This is a genomic window from Sphingobium abikonense NBRC 16140 (genome assembly GCF_001598335.1).
GTDB lineage: Bacteria > Pseudomonadota > Alphaproteobacteria > Sphingomonadales > Sphingomonadaceae > Sphingobium > Sphingobium abikonense.
In genome coordinates this window covers 17,158-33,184 of record NZ_BCYT01000025.1, presented here as the reverse complement: position 1 = coordinate 33,184, position 16,027 = coordinate 17,158, and the positions used below count along the sequence as shown (strand labels likewise).

Here is a 16,027-nt window from a genome sequence, read left to right as displayed (position 1 = left end):
AATCGGATTTTTCATTCGCGCTTCCAGGCCTTGAGCGCCTTTTCGCGGGTAATGGCGAGCGTCATGTCATCATGAGGCTCCACCAGCACGAGACATGTGAGGCCATATTTCTTGCAGAAGGTCGATCCGGCGCCGTTTCGATGCTCAAGCACCCGTGCGGCGCGGTTGGCGGAAACGCCAATGTCGAGGACGCCACGAGCCTTGTTGGTCATGATGTAGGTGTAGCCGCCGCGCGCCATGTCTCATCGTTGCGCACCATCGCCTGAGATGCCAGCCTTCGCTGGCATGACGGAAGAAATTTCGGTCGCTTTACAATTATGCGCCCTCGAAAGTCGCCAGTCCACTTCCCACCCTTGATCACCGTTCGGCTGCCCGGTTCGCACCTACCCGCCCTAACAGCCGCTCGTCCGGTTTCGAGCGGAAAGCTGGCCGGGCATAGTCGACCGGCGCAAGACATTTAGCGTTGCAGAGGCAAGCGTTAGCTTTTGCTGAACCCGCCATTCGAGTCGCGCGAACCGGGCTGCCAGTTTTGTGCCCCTATCTTGGCCATGCAGGATGTCGCGGACGTAATCCACAAGCGGGCATTTGAGCTATGGGACGATTACGGTCACCCCAGCTCCCATAACCAAATCTAGCCGATCCGTTCCGGCAGATCGAACAATGTCGTGAAGCGCCGGGCGACCTTTAGGTCACCCGTCACCTCGGCCAAGGATGCCGGCGGCACCGAGCCACGCGCCATAGAGGACCAGGGCTTCGTATACGGCGGCGCGATCGGGGACCCGGACGGTCACACCTGGGAAACGATGTGGATGGATACGAACTGGACGAAGCCGGCAAGCTCATGATGAGCAAAGCGAGCAGAGGAGAAGATCCATGACCTGTGTGAACAGTTTCGTCATCGCGGTGCCGGAAGGCGGCAAGCAGGCCTATATCGACACCGCCGAAAAGTTCTGGGCGCTCGTCAAGGAGTTTGGCGCGCTCGGTCAGGTCGAATGCTGGGAGGCGGACGTCAAGGACGGCCATACCACCGACTTCCGCATGGCGACCAAGGCCAAGCCTGGCGAGAAGATCGTCTTCAGCTGGATCACCTGGCCCGACAAGGCCGCCGCCGACAGGGGTGAGAAGCGGATGATGGAAGATCCCCGAATGGAAGAATTTGGCGAAATGCCGTTCGATGGCAAGCGCATGATATATGGCGGCTTCGAGACCATCGTCGACAAGCGGGCTTGAGCCATGGACGTCGCCAACGTCTTCGTCACGCTTGGGGTGACGGCCCATGTTGCTGGCTGTCAGTGGCGGAGCGCGGCGTTGGGCCGTAGGCCCGACCGCAGTCCGATGCCAGGTTGCTGCGAATGGGATCTAAGCGACCATGTCTTGTTCCAAATGCTCGACAACCCGAAGGATGGTGCTGTCGATACCGCCTCACTGCGCCTTCTGAATCTAGAAACTGGGATCGAGCGGCTCCGCGACACCGGCATCGCTGTCGGTAATCCGCCGCCCATCTCCGGCTTCGACACCTTGCGCATCGCCACCCTCACCGTTCCCGACGGCAACACGCTCAACCCGCTGAAAGGGGAATGATGGCCGCCAATACCGTCACCATCTGGACCTACGACTGGGTGTCCGACATGCCGCGCGGCTTCGTTCGCGACATCCGGCTGCGCTGGGCGTGCGAGGAGGCGGGCATCGCCTACCGTGTAGAAAGCGTGCCCTTCGACGGGCGCGAGACCAATCACCTCGACCGGCAGCCCTTCGGTCAGGTGCCCATGCTGGAGGACGGCCCCATTCGCCTGTTCGAAACCGGGGCGGGTCTGATTCATCTCGGCGGCAAGAGCGATGCACTGATCCCGTCAGACGAGAAAGGTCGCGCCGAAGTGATCCAGTGGATGTTTGCCGGGCTCAATACGCTGGAAATGGTGACCATGCCCTGGGTCGTGCTGCAATGGTCGAAGGAAGACGTGCAAGCGATCGGCGACTGGCTCGACAACCGGCTGGCCCAGATGGAAAGGGTGCTAGCGGATCATGAGTGGCTGGTGGGGGAACGCTTCACTCTCGCCGATCTCGTCATAGCCGACGTGCTGCGTGTTAACCTCGTTCGCGAGCACGGCGATCGCCCCGCTAGCGAAGCCTACATAGAACGCATGACCACCCGCCCCGCCTTTCACAAGGCCCACGCCGATCAAATGGCCCATTTTGAGAAGGCTGACGAAGCCCGCAAGGAGAAGAGCGATGACTGATCCTGATACCGGCGCCTTTATCTGGTACGAACTGATGACGCCCGATCCCGATGCCGCCAAAACATTTTACGACGCGGTAATCGGCTGGGACATCGCCGCGCGCGAGGAGAGCGGAAGCGAGATGGACTATCGCATGATCCGACGGTCAGACGGTGGCCATGCGGGCGGCGTCCTCGCGCTGTCGCGAGCAATGCAGGACGGCGGCGCCCGGCCAGCGTGGTATGGCTATGTCTGCGTGCCGGATGTCGATGCGGCCAAGAGCGCATTTGAGGCGGCGGGCGGCACGGTCCATTTCGATCAGACGATCGAGGGCGTGGGCCGGATGGCGCTCGTCGCCGACGGGCAGGGTGCGCCGCTCTATGTGATGACACCCACCCCGCCCTTTGACGACCCTAACGCCAAAAGCGACGTGTTCGATTACCGGAAGCCGCAGCACGTGCGCTGGAACGAACTGTCCACGGCCGATCAGGACGAGGCGATCGCCTTCTACACCGGCCTGTTCGGCTGGCGGCAGGACGGAGCGATGCCGATGCCGGGCTTGGGCGACTACAAGTTCCTCTATCGCGGTGAGGACTTGATCGGAGCGATCGTGCAAAAGTCGCCCGCGATGCCGCAATCGAACTGGACCTATTCGATCGGTGTCGACGCCATTGACCGCGCGGTCGCTGCCGTGAAGGACGGCGGCGGCACGCTGATCGAGGGGCTGCACCAGATCCCAGGCGGCGAATTCAGCGCCGTCTGTACCGATCCGCACGGCATCGCCTTCGGCCTCGTCGGACCACGCAGGGAGAAGTGAGATGAACGAGCCGAATATCGCGCGAAAGATCACCGGTGCCGCCTTCCTGTCGCTCGATGGCGTGATACAGGCCCCCGGCGGTCCGATCGAAGACCCCACCGGCGGCTTCGAAGAGGGCGGCTGGGTCTTCAGCTTGTGGGACGAACAGGTCGGCGAAACTCTCGGCGAACTCTTCGCAGGCGAATACGACCTGCTGCTGGGCCGGCGAACGTACGACATCTTCGCCGCCTACTGGCCCTATGCAGAGGAACCAGAGAACCGCCCGATGCGCGATGCCTTCGACGCGGCGAACAAATACGTGCTAACCCGCGGCGACCAGCCGCTCGAATGGCAGAACAGCCACCGGCTGTCCGGGGTGGACGACGTCGCGCGTTTGAAGGCAGAGCCGGGCCGCGACCTGCTCATCCAGGGATCGAGCACGCTCTACCCGGCCCTTCTCGCCGCAGGCCTGATCGACGAGCTCGTCACCATGACCTATCCGGTGATCCTGGGGCACGGCAAACGCCTGTTCGGCGACGGCACCACGGTCACGAAGCTGGAGATGACAGGCCACCGGGTAACCAACCAAGGTGCCATCATCGCCTACTGGAAACCGGGCGGAGGTCTGCCGCCCTATCCCAGTGAAGCACCGATCGCTGCTACCAGCGACCGCGAGATTGAGAGGCGCAAACGCATGGAGGACGGTAGCTGGTGAGCGGCCTGCCGTGTGACAGAGGAAGCTTGAACTCGTCCCAGACGAATGGCAGACCCTACGGCTTATTCGAGGCCTCTGAGCTCTCACGGCACGGTACTAAGACCCGCTTTTTAGGGAGTGGCTTTCGGAATATCCGCTTCTAGGCGTTTCAAAATTTTTGTCGAACGGCTGGGACTGGCGCAGAGCAGCCACGACGTTGTGAGGCTGGCTCCTTGCAATGCGCCAATAGGCAGCCTCTCTCAAATTTCGTTGCGCTCCGCCAGCCTGAGCGCGTCCTCCACGTCCGCCCCATGGTATCTGACAGTGCTTTCAATCTTTGTGTGCCCAAGCAGGATTGGACCGCACGGAAATTTCCGATTGCCTTGTAGATGATCGATGCCTGGGTTCGGCGCAGAGAGTGCATCCCATATGGCAAGTGGAAGACGGTGCATCTCCACTTGAGTCGCTGGTGCCGTGCCGGTGTCTGAAAACGGGTGTTCAATGCGTTAACCGCCGAACAGGACAACCAGCATCTGAAAACCGACAGCACCTTCGTTGGGGCGCACCAGCAGGCGGCGACCGGAAAAGGGGACATGCGATCAGGCGCTGGGGCGTTCCCGAGGCGGATTGACAACCAAGGTCCACATGTTGGCGAAAGCGCGTGGTCGCCCGCTGCGCTTCATCGACGCGCCCGGCCAGACTGGTGACGTCACCAAGGCGCCGGCCCTGCCCTGCGGACATCAAGACAATGCCGTACTTGCGGACAAAGCCTATGACAGCAGGGCCTTACGGACCCTCATCGCAGACATGGGAGCCGAAGTGGTTATCCCCTCGAACCGCTGCCGCAATGTTGCCATCCATCACCACGTTACCGTCTACAACTACGAAACCGTATCGAGCGATGTTTCGGACGCCTCAAGCACTTCCGACGATTTGCCACACGGTACGACCGCCGAACCGTACAATTCACCGGCTTCGTACACCTCGCCGTTGCAATGAATCTGGTTACGCTGAATGTCGATCCGCGCTAGCCTTGCCCATCAAAATCGTGGGACACTCAAAAGGGCCTCGTGAGACGCGGGGCCTTTTTCCTTGGCCTCGACGGCCGATTCACAGTCTCCGCGTCCCTCGCTTTTTACCCCCGGCCGCAAACCGCGCAGAACTGCGCCGGTTTGGTGCTACAGTCAGCTTGCAGCGTGAAAAGTTTCGCATTTCGGAATGTGGCTGGGGCGGCAGGATTCGAACCTGCGCATGGCGGTACCAAAAACCGCTGCCTTACCGCTTGGCTACGCCCCAGCAGAGCGCCGGCATCGCCAGCGCGGACCGCCATATAGCGGTTGCTGCGCGAAAGGAAAGCCTAGTCATCACAGTTTGACAACGCCAATATGGCGCCGACCTTTTTTATCCGGAACATCGCTTTCATGGCTTCGCCTTCTTCCTCTTCCCAGATCAGTCCGGCCTCGCCGCTTTTCCTGCGCGAGGACGAGATACGGCGCGGCATCGAAATGCTGTATTTCGGCTATGGCGCGCTGACGCGATCCATCGACGAAGGGCTGGCGGCGCAGGGGCTGGGCCGGGCGCATCATCGCGCGCTCTATTTCATTTCGCGCCAGCCCGACCTGACGGTCAAGGATCTGCTCCGCCTGCTTGCCATCACCAAGCAATCGCTGGGCCGGGTGCTGAACGACCTGATCGATCGGGGCTATATCGAAACCCGCGTCGGCGCGAGCGACCGGCGGCAGAAGCTGCTGCGGCTCAGCCCGCAGGGCGCGGCGCTCGAAGCCGAGTTGTTTCGCGCATTGCGGGAGAAAATGGCGGCGGCCTATGCCCAGGCGGGACAGGGATCGGTCACCGGATTTTGGCGGGTCTTGGAGGGTCTGATCCCCGAAGAAGACCGGTCCATGGTCTTTGGCCTGCGCGGTGGATGATGACGGTCACGCAACTTTATCGGCCCTGCTGCGCTTGTGCCTGTCTACGCAATGGAAGAGAGGAACCATCATGCGCACTGCGATTATCGCTGGAATGACCCTGATCGCCGCTGCGGGCCTGTCGGCCTGTTCGGAAAAGACCCAGGACAATCTGGAGCGGACGGGCGATTCCATGGGGAACGACATCAGCCGCGCCGCCGATGATGCGGGCGATGCCATCGACAATGGGCTGGATGATGCCGGTCAGGCGATTGATCGCGGAGCCGACCGCGTCGACGCCGCCGCCGATGAGGCTGCCGCCGATGCCAAGCGCGAAACCGGCGAGGCCAAGGATAATGTTGGCGACGCACTGCAGGATGCCGGTCGCGATCTGAAGAACGACTGACAGGCTACAGCCTTGGGGTGTGAACGCCACTAGCGAACGCCTCGACACGCATGATACGGCCCGGCTTCCCTACAGGATGCCGGGCCGTTTTCACATTGGCAAAGTAAGTCAGCCTGCCAGAAACATCTTGCACAGCGCCAGGAATCGCGCCGGCTGGTCCGCCATCACCATATGGCCGCTGGGACCTATCGGTTTGAGCAGTGCCGCCTTGGCGCCGGCATAGGCCTCGCGGAAGCGGCGCGTGATAGCAGCGGCCTGCTGCGCGTCGGACCCGACGGCGAAGACGACATGAAGCGGCACTGTCAAACGCGGCAATTGCGGGCCGAGATCGACATTGGCCAGGTCGCGCAAGGCGTTGGCGATCACGTCGGGATCGCTGTTTTTCGCGCCGGGCGTCTGCGCGACGATCTGGGCCAGATAGCGCCGTCCCGCTGCCGTGCCGGTAAGGTAGCTGCTAAGCTGATCGGCCAGGAAGCCAAGCCCGCTTGCCGTGCCACCCACCATCGCCGCACCGGCAGGCAGCATGTCCACCACCATCACGCGGCCTGCCCGGCCGCTCAACCCCAGTTTTAAAGCCAGCGTGCCGCCCATCGAATGACCAATGACCGCCGGGCGTTTTAGACCGGCTGCCGTGATGTAGCGCGCGATCTCGTCAGCCAGCGGCGAGATAAGCGCGCCGCTCTGGTTGGCCTGCGCGGCAAGTCCGGCGAAACCGCGCACATGGATGAGGTGAAAGCGATAGCCCGGCAATGCCGCCACCAGGCCGTTCCAGATACCGGGCCCACTGGCAAGACCGGGGATCAGCACCACGTCCCGACCGTTGCCCCGCACGGCCACGTCTATCCGGCGCGACACGAAGGGTGCGGCGCTTGCGCCCCTGGCCCATAATCCCAGCCCCGCCGCGCCACCGCCCATCAGAAGCGTGCGTCTGTTCATGCCCATGGTCATGGCGCGGCTATTGCCCGGTTGCCCCTGAACCGCAACTGAGCATATCCTGCCCAGGATCAAGAGGTTGCGGCATCGACCCTCCCCCCATCGCATTTGCGGACTCATTCGTCGCATCTGCCTTGAAGCGAGGACCGAGCCAACGGCCTATGATCACCATAAGTTCGGGGAATTTCATGTCGTTTAGAGAAAGCCGGGGGGCGACGGCGCGCCTTGTCCTGTTGATCGCCGCCTTGTCCGCTTGCGTCAGCGCGCCCGAGCGTCCACGCGCCCTGGCTGCCGCAGCCACCCCGCAAAAGCCGCAGCCTACCACCAATAGCTGGCCGATCCGTCAGGTCGCCAACCCTCCCCTGCCCTATCAGGATATCAACCAGAATGAGGCGCCGCCCCCGGCGCTGGTCAGCGTCATCCGCAACCTTGGCCAAAGCTTCAAGGGCAAGGTCGGCATCGCTGTCCGCCGCGTGGGCGCGGACTGGACCGTCGCGTGGAACGGCAACGCACTGTTCCCGCAACAAAGCGTGTCGAAACTGTGGGTCAGCATGACGTTTCTGGATGCAGTCGACCGGGGCAAGCTGCGCCTGACCGACACGACGACGCTGACGCGCAACGACTTGACGCTGTTCCACCAGCCCAGCGCGGCACTGGTGGCGAAACAGGGCGGCTGGACCACCAGCTATTCCGACCTGATGCGCCGGGCGATGACGCAGAGCGACAATACCTGCAACGACGCGTTGTTGCGCGCGGCGGGCGGGCCGGACGCGGTGCGCGGGTTCCTGGCGCGGCGGATGATCAAGGATATCCGCTTCGGCCCGGGCGAGCGACTGCTGCAGTCGGCAACGGCGGGGCTGGACTGGCGGCAGGATTATTCTATCGGCCGCAATTTCTATGCGGCGCGCGCGAAGCTGCCCATGTCGGTACGGGTAAAAGCGCTCGACAATTATCTGTCCAATCCGCCCGATGGCGCGGCGCCCGGTTCGATCGTCGCGGCGCTGGCGAAGCTGAAGCAGGGCGACATGCTGTCACCCGCATCGACGCGGCTGCTGCTCAATATCATGAGCGAGGCGAAGACGGGGCCGCAACGGGTGAAGGGCGGCGTACCGGCCGGCTGGCATTATCTGCACAAGACCGGCACCGGGCAGGATCTCGCGCCCCGCTCGACCGGCTATAACGACGTCGGCATCATGACCGCGCCCGATGGTACCAGCTATGCCGTCGCGGTCATGATCGGGTCGACCACCGTGCCGATCCCCGAACGCTGGGCGCTGATGCAGGCCGTGTCGAAGGCGGTCGCGGCGAACCACGAGACGCGGTAGCGGGCTGGAGGGGCGCGCGGATACAGGCTATCCCGCTGCCCATGACCCAGAATCACCTCTACCTCGTCGACGGCTCGGGCTATATCTTCCGCGCCTATCACCAGCTTCCGCCGCTGACCAACCGCCATGGCCAGCCGGTTGGCGCGGTCTATGGCTATACGACGATGTTGTGGAAGCTGGCCGAGGAGCTGGGCAAAGCCGAGGGGCCAACGCACATGGCCGTGATCCTGGACAAGGGGTCGCACACGTTCCGCAACGATATGTATGACCAGTATAAGGCGAACCGCCCGCCCGCGCCCGAGGATCTGGTTCCGCAATTCCCCATGATCCGCGACGCCACCCGCGCCTTTTCCCTGCCCTGCATCGAGGAAGACGGGTTTGAGGCCGACGACATCATCGCCAGCTACACCAAGGCGGCGGTCGCAGCGGGATGGCATGTCACTATCGTCAGTTCCGACAAGGACCTGATGCAGCTGATCCAGCCCGGCGTCGACATGTACGACACGATGAAGAATGAGCGGCGCGGAGCCGACTATGTCATGGGCAAGTTCGGCGTGCAGCCCGAACAATTGGGCGACGTGCTGGCGCTGATGGGCGACAGCGTCGACAATGTGCCTGGCATACCCGGTATCGGCCCCAAGACGGCGGCGAAGCTCATCACCGAATATGGCGGGCTGGAGGCGGCTCTGGAGGCCGCGCCTTCCATGAAGAAATCGAAGATGCAGGAAAATCTGATCGCCCATGCCGACATGGCGCGACTGTCGCGCCGGCTGGTGGCCCTGCACGATGCGATGGACCTGCCCGAACCCCTGGAGGAACTGACGCTCAAGGGCATTCCGCCCGAACCGCTCCAGGCCTTCCTGGCTCATCATGGTTTCAAGACATTGCTCAATCGCCTGGGCGCACCGGCCGCGGCGGTCGCGGTGGCGGCAGCCGCCGCCGCTGCGACGGATGAGGCCGCCCCGCCGCCTCCCGCCTTTGCCGATGAACCCGCGATCGACCGGAGCCTTTATGAAACGGTGGTGACGCAGGACGCGCTCGATCGCTGGATCGCGGCGGCGCGGGCGGCAGGCGTGGTGGCGGTGGACACGGAAACCGACATGCTCGATTGTGTCTCCTGCGGCCTTGTCGGCATCAGCCTGGCGATCGGGCCGAACGCAGCCTGCTACATCCCGGTCGGCCATGGCGGCACCGACATGTTCGCCGAGCGGCCCGGGCAGCTCGACAAGGCCTTGGTCCTCGCAAAGCTCAAGCCGCTGCTGGAAGATGACGCCGTGCTCAAGGTCGGCCAGAACCTCAAATATGACATGACGGTGCTGCGCCGCCACGGGATCGAGGTCGCGCCCTATGACGATACGATCGTCATGAGTTTCGACCTGGAAGCGGGCAAATCGCTGTCCGGCCATGGCATGGATGAAGCGGCACGCACGCACCTTGGCCATGAATGCATCAGCTTCAAGGAGGTGGTGGGCACCGGCAAGAGTCAGATCAGCTTTGCCGAAGTGCCGCTCCCGCGCGCGACCGAATATGCGGCGGAGGACGCCGACGTGACGCTGCGCCTCTGGAAGCGGTTCAAGGCGCGGGTGGCGAATGAGGGGGCAAGCCGGATCTACGAACTGGTTGACCGTCCGCTGGTCGGCGTGATTGCCGGCATGGAGCATCGCGGCATCAAGGTGGACCGCGAAGCCCTCTCCCGCCTGTCGGCCGAATTCACCGCCGGCATCGCCGAGCTGGAAACCGAAATCCATGAGATCGCCGGCCAGCCCTTCGCCATCGGCTCCACCCAGCAATTGGGCGCGATCCTGTTCGACAAGATGGGGTATAAGGGCGGCAAGAAGGGCAAGTCGGGCGCCTATTCCACCGACGTCACCATATTGGAACAGTTGAAGGCGCAAGGCGCGCCCATTGCCGCCAAGGTGCTGGAATGGCGGCAGCTCTCCAAGCTCAAATCCACCTATACCGATGCCTTGCAGGCACAGATCAACAAGGATACGGGCCGCGTCCACACCAGCTATTCGCTAACCGGCGCGCAGACCGGCCGCCTGTCCTCGACCGATCCCAACCTCCAGAACATCCCGATCCGCACCGAAGTCGGGCGCCAGATCCGCCACGCCTTCGTCGCGGAGCCGGGCCATGTCATCCTGGCGGCGGACTATAGCCAGATCGAATTGCGGTTGGCCGCGCATATGGCCGATGTGCCTGCGCTCAAAGAGGCGTTCGCCGCGGGCGAGGACATCCACGCCGCCACCGCCGAGCAATTGTTTGGCGAGGTCAACCGCGACACGCGCGGGCGCGCCAAGACGATCAACTTCGCCATCCTTTACGGCATTTCGCGCTGGGGCCTCGCCGGCCGGCTGGAAATCAGCGCAGATGAGGCGCAGGATATGATCAGCCGCTATTATGAGCGCTTCCCCGGCATCAGCATCTATATCAATGAAACGATCGAGAAGGCGCGTGAGCGGGGCTACACCGAAACGCTGTTTGGCCGAAAGACATGGTTCCCCCGCATCAAGGCGGCGATCCAGCATGAGCGCCAGGGCGCCGAACGCGCCGCGATCAATGCACCCATTCAGGGGACCAGCGCCGACATCATCAAACGGGCGATGGCGCGCATGGAACCGGCGCTGGAAGCTGCCGGGCTACCGGGCGTCAAAATGCTTCTCCAGGTGCATGACGAACTGGTGTTCGAAGTGCCGGAGGGCGTTGTGGACGCGGCCAGCACGGTCATCCGCCGCGTGATGGAAACGGCGGCCGAACCGATGGTGAAACTCAGCATCCCGTTGGGTGTCGAAATCGGCACCGGCCCAAGTTGGGGCGCAGCGCACTAGGGTCAGGACTCACTGATCAGAGCCAAAATATGACGGTGGCAGCGAGTGCAATTGCCGAGAAGAAGGCGGTTGGGCAGCGGTCGTAGCGGGTGGCGACGCGGCGCCAGTCCTTCAGGCGGCCGAACATGATCTCGATCCGGTTGCGACGTCTGTAGCGGCGTTTGTCGTAGTTGATGGGCTTGTTGCGCGATTTCCGGCCGGGAATGCAGAACTTGATGCCCCTTTCCTCCCGCGTCCGTGAACCAGTCGGCATCATATCCTCGATCGGCGAGCAACCACTGTGCTTTGGGTAATTCGTCAAGAAGGGCCGCTGCGCCGATATAGTCGCTGATCTGACCGGCGGTCATGAAGAAGCTCAAGGGGCGGCCATTGGCATCAGTAACGGCATGGAGCCCTTCGACAAGCTCAGGAGAGCCTTCGTATTCATGCCGCCCTTGGTGCGGCCGATCAGGCGTCCGAGGTCCCCTTTTTTACCGCCAGGCTCGATGCCGTGCGGTGCGCCTTCAAATAGGTCGCGTCGATCATCACCGTCTTGCGCTCAGCACTGGCTGAGAGCCCTTCCACCATGCGCGTGAAAACGCCCATCTGACCCCAGCGCTTCCAACGATTGTAGAGTGTCCCTTCGACAAGCTCAGGACAGGCTTGTGTGGTCCGTAATCCTTCGGCGCATCCCGCCAGCGCAGCCCATTCCGGTTGACGAAGATGATCCCGCTCAGCACGCGCCGATCGTCAACCCTCGGCCTGCCATGGCTCTTGGGAAAATATGGCTCGAGCCGCGCCATTTGCTCGTGTGTCAGCCAATATAGGTCGCTCATATCCAGTCTCCTCGCGAAGCCTGAATCAGATTGCGCCTCTCACATCAATGGGTCCTGACCCTAACGCGATGGGCGCCTTCCCACTCATCCCGGTCATTCCCACGACCCTGAGGGCGGTCGCAGGCCTGCGCGGTGATGGCGGATCGCAGTGGCCTACGACCAGCGCCGCGCTCTATCGCAGCCCCAGATATTTATGCGCCTGCACCGTCAACCGCCATTGCGGGCGGTCTATGACCAGGGCGATGGCGGCGCGGGCGTTGTCGGGGGCGTGGGCGTCGTCGAGCGGCTGGATCAGGTGATGGTCGAAAGCCCAGCCCGCCATGGCATCGACATCGACCAGGCTGTGGCCACCGCCGGGCTGCGGCCAGACGAGCTTCAGTTCATGGCCCGATCGCTGCACCACGTCGCTGCCAGCCTTGGGGCTGACGCAGATCCAGTCGATGCCGGGATGGACGGCCAGGGTGCCGTTGCTTTCGATCGCGATGGTGAAGCCACGATCATGCAGCGCGTCGACCAAGGCATCGTCCACCTGCAACATCGGCTCCCCGCCGGTCAGCACGATGTAGCGCCCTTCCGCGCCCTCTCCCCAGAAGCCGGTCGCGGCGTCGGCCAGCGCATCGGCATCCGCGAACTTGCCGCCGCCAAGACCGTCGGTGCCGACGAAATCGGTGTCGCAAAAACGACATATGGCGCTGGCGCGGTCCTGCTCGCGGCCGCTCCACAGATTGCAGCCGGCAAAGCGCAGGAATACCGCGCGCCGCCCCGCCTGCACCCCTTCGCCCTGAAGCGTGAGGAACATTTCCTTGACCGCATAGCTCATGGTTTACGCCTTGGGCGGCTGCACGGCATAGATGGTGGGATCGGGCAGGCCCGCTTCCTGATAGCCCTTAGAGCGCAACCGGCAGCTGTCGCACAGGCCGCAATGCTTGCCATCGGGCGTGGGATCATAGCAGGACCAGCTGATCCCGGCGTCGAGGCCCAGCCGATCGGCCTCACGCGCGATGTCCGCCTTGGTCATATATTGCAGCGGAGTGTTGATGCGGATCGGATGCCCCTCCACCCCCGCCTTGGTGGCGAGCGTCGCCATCTTCTGAAAGGCGTCGATAAATTCGGGCCGGCAATCGGGATAGCCCGAATAATCGAGCGCGTTGACGCCGATGAAGATGTCGCTCGCGCCCGCGACTTCGGCCAGGCCGAGCGTCAGCGACAGGAAGATCGTGTTGCGCGCCGGCACGTAGGTGACGGGGATGTCACCTCCCACCCCGCTCTTGGGCACGGCGATGTCGGCCGTCAGCGCCGATCCGCCAAAGGCGGTGAGGTCGAGCGGCAGGACGATGTGGCGGATCGCGTTGAGCGCCTGCGCCACGCGGGCGGCGGCGCGCAATTCGACGCGATGGCGCTGATTATAGTCGATCGACAATGCAAAGATGCGATAGCCGGCCTCGCGCGCCAGCGCGCCCGCCACCATGGAATCAAGCCCGCCCGAGAGGAGGACGACGGCGAATTTATCTTGCCCAGCAACCATGGCGCCGCGCTACGCCTCCCGACGCGTCAGCGCAAGCGGTCGCGCCCTGGCGTTGATGCTGCGGGTCAAGGCCAACAGGGCCCCAGGCGCCGCGCTTCGGCGTCGAAGGCGAAGGGCGCGCCATTGGCGACCCCCTGCGACCGGATCTGCACCAGCCGGTCGGTTTCCACGCGCAGGTCGGTGCGGCCATTGCCCGCTGCGGCGCAATCATAGGTGATGGACAGGGACTTGGCGCCGTCATCGACGGTGAAGGCCGAACACAGGCGCGGACCATGGTGCAGCTGGAGCAACTGGCGCAGGTCGCTGACGCACAGGCGGCGGGTGTGCGCGTCCTCGCCGCGCTCGCGCACCTCCCACTGGCCGGGCTTCAACGCCTGAAGCGCCTTGGCAGGCGGCGCAGCGCGCGCGGCGGGGCCTGCGCCATAGGCCGCGCCCGCCACGCCGATCAGCGCGATCGCGACGCCCAGAATGCGCGCTGCTGCCATGGTCGATCCGCCTTTTCCAAAGTCGCAAAGAGATGATGCTGAACCATTGCCGGACAATTGCGGCAATTTCATAGCGCAAACGGAACGGCTGGCCTCAATTGGCGCCCGAGGCCGGGGCCGGCGCATCCGTGTCGAAACTGTCGAGCGCCAGCGGGAAGATGCGCGAGCAAAAGGCGCAATCGACGCCGATGACGCCATCGTCCCCCGCCATTTCGGCGCGTTCGTCGGCAGGGAAGCGGCCGATCACATCGCGGATATGCGCCAGATCGCACCGGCACCCCTTGGCCAGCGGCGCGCCTTCGCTCACGCGCACTTCCTCTTCCTCATGGAACAGCCGCCACAATATATCGGTCAGCGGCAAGGCGGGATCGGTCAATTCGTCGGGGCGCAGCGTGTCGGCCAGCACCTGCACATGCTCCCATTCGGGATGGTCGTGGCGCACATGCAGCCTTTCACGCCCGACTTCGCCTTCGGGCAGATGCTGGAGCAGCAGGCCGGCGGCGATGCACCCTTCGCCCGCGTCATGGCGGGTGGCGATGCGGATCAGGCTGGGGATTTGTTCTGACTGGAAGAAATAATGCTCCGCCGCGTCGGCAAGCGATTCGCCCTCCAGCGGCACGATGCCCTGATAGCGCTCGCCGGTTTCGGCAAGGTCGAAGGTGATGGCCAGGAAACCCTTGCCGAACAGCCCGAACAGCGACGGGTCGGGGCCCAGCTCGGCAAGGCGGTCGGCGTCGAACTTGGCGTAGCCGCGCAGGTCGCCATTCTTGTAATCGGCGACCAGCAGGCTGATGACGCCATTGTCGGTCTGCGCCTGGAGGGTCAGCTGCCCCCCTTCCTCCTTGAGCGTGCTGCCCAGCAGAGCGGCGAGCACCAGCGCGGAGGCCAGCGTCCGTTCGATCGCGGGGGGATAGGCGTGGGCGGCGAGCACGGCGTCCAGCACGGGGCCAAGGCGCACCAGCCGCCCGCGCGCATGGCGCTGCGTGATGGTGAAGCCAACGGCTTGGTCAAGGGTGGCGGCAGGCGTCAACATGATACTCCGGTAGCCGGCGCGCATGGGGCCGGCCAAAGATTTCAGCATCCAGCGATGCGGGCAGGCCGCCTAGATAGGAAGCCCGCCCGAAATCTCAACCAAGGCGGCCCAGCGCCCAGAGCAGCACCGATTTCTGGCCATGGATGCGGTTTTCCGCCTCGTCCCAGATCAGGGACTGCGGCCCGTCGATCACCGCGTCCACCACCTCCTCGCCGCGATGGGCCGGCAGGCAATGGAGGAACTTGGCGCCGGGCTTGGCCTGGCGCATCAGGTCGGACGTCACCTGGAACGGCATCATCGCCGCCAGCTTTTCGTCGGCATGGGCCTGACCCATGGAAATCCATGTGTCGGTGACGACCACGTCCGCGCCCGCCACGGCCTCTGCCGCGTCCCGCGTCAGCGTGATGGTCGATCCCGCGGCGCGCGCCGCATCGGCAAAGCCGGGGTCGGGATCATAGCCATGGGGAATGCCCATGCGCACGTCGAACCGCATCAGGCCGGCCGCCTCAACGATCGAATGCAGCACATTATTGCCATCGCCCAGCCACGCCCATTGGCTGCCGGGCAGTGCCAGGCCATGTTCGACGACGGTCAGCAGGTCCGCGACGATCTGGCACGGGTGCGACAGGTCGGTGAGGCCATTGATGACGGGGACCGTGGCATAATGCGCCATTTCCTCGACCTTGGCATGGTCGTCGGTGCGGATCATGATGGCATCGACCATGCGGGACAGGACGCGCGCAGTATCGGCAATGCTTTCACCGCGCCCCAGCTGGCTGGTCGCGCCATCCAGGATCAGCGACGTACCGCCCAGCTGCCGGATCGCCATGTCGAAGCTGACGCGCGTGCGGGTGCTGTTCTTTTCGAAGATCATCGCCAGCGTATGGCCGGCGAGCGGCGCGTCGGCATCGGCCGCACCCTTGGGCTTGCCCGCCCGCGCGGCCTTCCGGTCGATGGCGTCGGCGATCATCGCAGCGATCGCGTCACCGCCTGCGTCGGAGAGATTGAGAAAATGCTTGGTCATGGGGTATGCCCCTCATCAGCTCCGTTCGTGCTGAGTAGGG

Annotated in this window: 17 protein-coding genes, 1 tRNA gene and 2 pseudogenes; 10 read left to right on the top strand and 10 right to left on the bottom strand. The window is 63.8% G+C overall.

All coding sequences use genetic code 11. The features are described from left to right. Positions 1-11 precede the first annotated feature (11 nt). Positions 12-239 (bottom strand): GIY-YIG nuclease family protein, encoded by a 228-nt coding sequence (locus SAB01S_RS17205; RefSeq protein ID WP_083951435.1) that lies wholly within the window; start codon positions 237-239, stop codon positions 12-14. Positions 240-873: 634 nt separating this feature from the next. Between SAB01S_RS17205 and SAB01S_RS17200 the strand changes: the two genes are divergently transcribed. From SAB01S_RS17200 to SAB01S_RS17180, 5 genes are read left to right on the top strand one after another with little or no spacing between them, the layout of a single operon-like run. Beyond that, a complete protein-coding gene (locus SAB01S_RS17200) occupies positions 874-1,230 on the top strand; it encodes a DUF1428 domain-containing protein (RefSeq protein WP_062734557.1) in 357 nt (118 codons plus the stop codon). 3 nt (positions 1,231-1,233) lie between these two features. Beyond that, a complete protein-coding gene (locus tag SAB01S_RS18560) occupies positions 1,234-1,581 on the top strand; it encodes a hypothetical protein (protein ID WP_157078387.1) in 348 nt (115 codons plus the stop codon). Beyond that, the gene (locus tag SAB01S_RS17190) at positions 1,578-2,237 is read left to right on the top strand and encodes a glutathione S-transferase family protein (RefSeq protein ID WP_062734554.1); all 660 of its coding nucleotides are present in this window, start codon (positions 1,578-1,580) and stop codon (positions 2,235-2,237) included. Before SAB01S_RS18560 ends, SAB01S_RS17190 begins: the two co-directional genes overlap by 4 nt. Continuing rightward, positions 2,230-3,033, top strand: coding sequence for a VOC family protein (locus SAB01S_RS17185; RefSeq protein ID WP_062734552.1), 804 nt, complete (start codon positions 2,230-2,232; stop codon positions 3,031-3,033). The genes SAB01S_RS17190 and SAB01S_RS17185 overlap by 8 nt, the downstream gene beginning before the upstream one ends. Before the next feature lies 1 nt (position 3,034). After that, positions 3,035-3,727, top strand: a complete 693-nt coding sequence (locus SAB01S_RS17180) for a dihydrofolate reductase family protein (protein WP_062734550.1) — start codon at positions 3,035-3,037, stop codon at positions 3,725-3,727. 239 nt (positions 3,728-3,966) lie between these two features. Here the strand turns inward: SAB01S_RS17180 and SAB01S_RS18915 are convergent. Next, positions 3,967-4,136 (bottom strand): annotated as a pseudogene (locus SAB01S_RS18915) (tyrosine-type recombinase/integrase); the annotation flags it as partial. 125 nt (positions 4,137-4,261) lie between these two features. Between SAB01S_RS18915 and SAB01S_RS18555 the strand changes: the two are divergent. Beyond that, positions 4,262-4,705: a transposase gene (locus SAB01S_RS18555; RefSeq protein ID WP_281179059.1), complete on the top strand. Its 444-nt coding sequence runs from the start codon at positions 4,262-4,264 to the stop codon at positions 4,703-4,705. A 222-nt stretch (positions 4,706-4,927) separates the two neighbouring features. Here SAB01S_RS18555 and SAB01S_RS17170 read toward each other — a convergent pair. Continuing rightward, positions 4,928-5,002 (bottom strand) — tRNA-Gln (locus tag SAB01S_RS17170). Between the two features lie 125 nt (positions 5,003-5,127). On the opposite strand from SAB01S_RS17170, the gene SAB01S_RS17165 reads away from it, so the two are divergent. Then, the gene (locus SAB01S_RS17165) at positions 5,128-5,634 is read left to right on the top strand and encodes a MarR family winged helix-turn-helix transcriptional regulator (protein ID WP_062734563.1); all 507 of its coding nucleotides are present in this window, start codon (positions 5,128-5,130) and stop codon (positions 5,632-5,634) included. A 70-nt stretch (positions 5,635-5,704) separates the two neighbouring features. Next, positions 5,705-6,019: a hypothetical protein gene (locus SAB01S_RS17160; RefSeq protein WP_021226501.1), complete on the top strand. Its 315-nt coding sequence runs from the start codon at positions 5,705-5,707 to the stop codon at positions 6,017-6,019. 108 nt (positions 6,020-6,127) lie between these two features. Here the strand turns inward: SAB01S_RS17160 and SAB01S_RS17155 are convergent, their stop codons facing one another. After that, positions 6,128-6,967, bottom strand: coding sequence for an alpha/beta fold hydrolase (locus SAB01S_RS17155; protein ID WP_062734549.1), 840 nt, complete (start codon positions 6,965-6,967; stop codon positions 6,128-6,130). 173 nt (positions 6,968-7,140) lie between these two features. On the opposite strand from SAB01S_RS17155, the gene SAB01S_RS17150 reads away from it, so the two are divergent. Both SAB01S_RS17150 and polA read left to right on the top strand, forming a co-directional pair. Continuing rightward, positions 7,141-8,277: a serine hydrolase gene (locus tag SAB01S_RS17150; RefSeq protein ID WP_062734562.1), complete on the top strand. Its 1,137-nt coding sequence runs from the start codon at positions 7,141-7,143 to the stop codon at positions 8,275-8,277. Positions 8,278-8,318: 41 nt separating this feature from the next. Next, positions 8,319-11,105 (top strand): DNA polymerase I, encoded by a 2,787-nt coding sequence (gene polA / locus SAB01S_RS17145; protein ID WP_062734547.1) that lies wholly within the window; start codon positions 8,319-8,321, stop codon positions 11,103-11,105. Between the two features lie 16 nt (positions 11,106-11,121). Here the strand turns inward: polA and SAB01S_RS18265 are convergent. The 6 genes and pseudogenes from SAB01S_RS18265 to argF form a co-directional block, all read right to left on the bottom strand. After that, positions 11,122-11,920, bottom strand: a pseudogene (locus tag SAB01S_RS18265) (IS5 family transposase). 172 nt (positions 11,921-12,092) lie between these two features. Beyond that, on the bottom strand, positions 12,093-12,740 hold the full coding sequence (gene queE, locus SAB01S_RS17130) for a 7-carboxy-7-deazaguanine synthase (RefSeq protein WP_062734545.1): 648 nt from the start codon (positions 12,738-12,740) through the stop codon (positions 12,093-12,095). Positions 12,741-12,743: 3 nt separating this feature from the next. Further along, positions 12,744-13,445 carry a 7-cyano-7-deazaguanine synthase QueC gene (queC, locus tag SAB01S_RS17125; RefSeq protein ID WP_062734543.1) on the bottom strand — a complete coding sequence of 234 codons (702 nt, stop codon included), beginning with the start codon at positions 13,443-13,445 and terminating at the stop codon, positions 12,744-12,746. A gap of 65 nt (positions 13,446-13,510) precedes the next feature. Continuing rightward, entirely contained in the window at positions 13,511-13,930 is a 420-nt protein-coding gene (locus SAB01S_RS17120; protein ID WP_062734542.1) for a DUF3617 domain-containing protein, read from the bottom strand. Between the two features lie 94 nt (positions 13,931-14,024). After that, positions 14,025-14,963 carry an Hsp33 family molecular chaperone HslO gene (hslO, locus tag SAB01S_RS17115; RefSeq protein ID WP_062734560.1) on the bottom strand — a complete coding sequence of 313 codons (939 nt, stop codon included), beginning with the start codon at positions 14,961-14,963 and terminating at the stop codon, positions 14,025-14,027. 94 nt (positions 14,964-15,057) lie between these two features. Next, positions 15,058-15,987, bottom strand: a complete 930-nt coding sequence (gene argF / locus SAB01S_RS17110) for an ornithine carbamoyltransferase (RefSeq protein ID WP_062734540.1) — start codon at positions 15,985-15,987, stop codon at positions 15,058-15,060. Between the last annotated feature and the right edge of the window lie 40 nt (positions 15,988-16,027).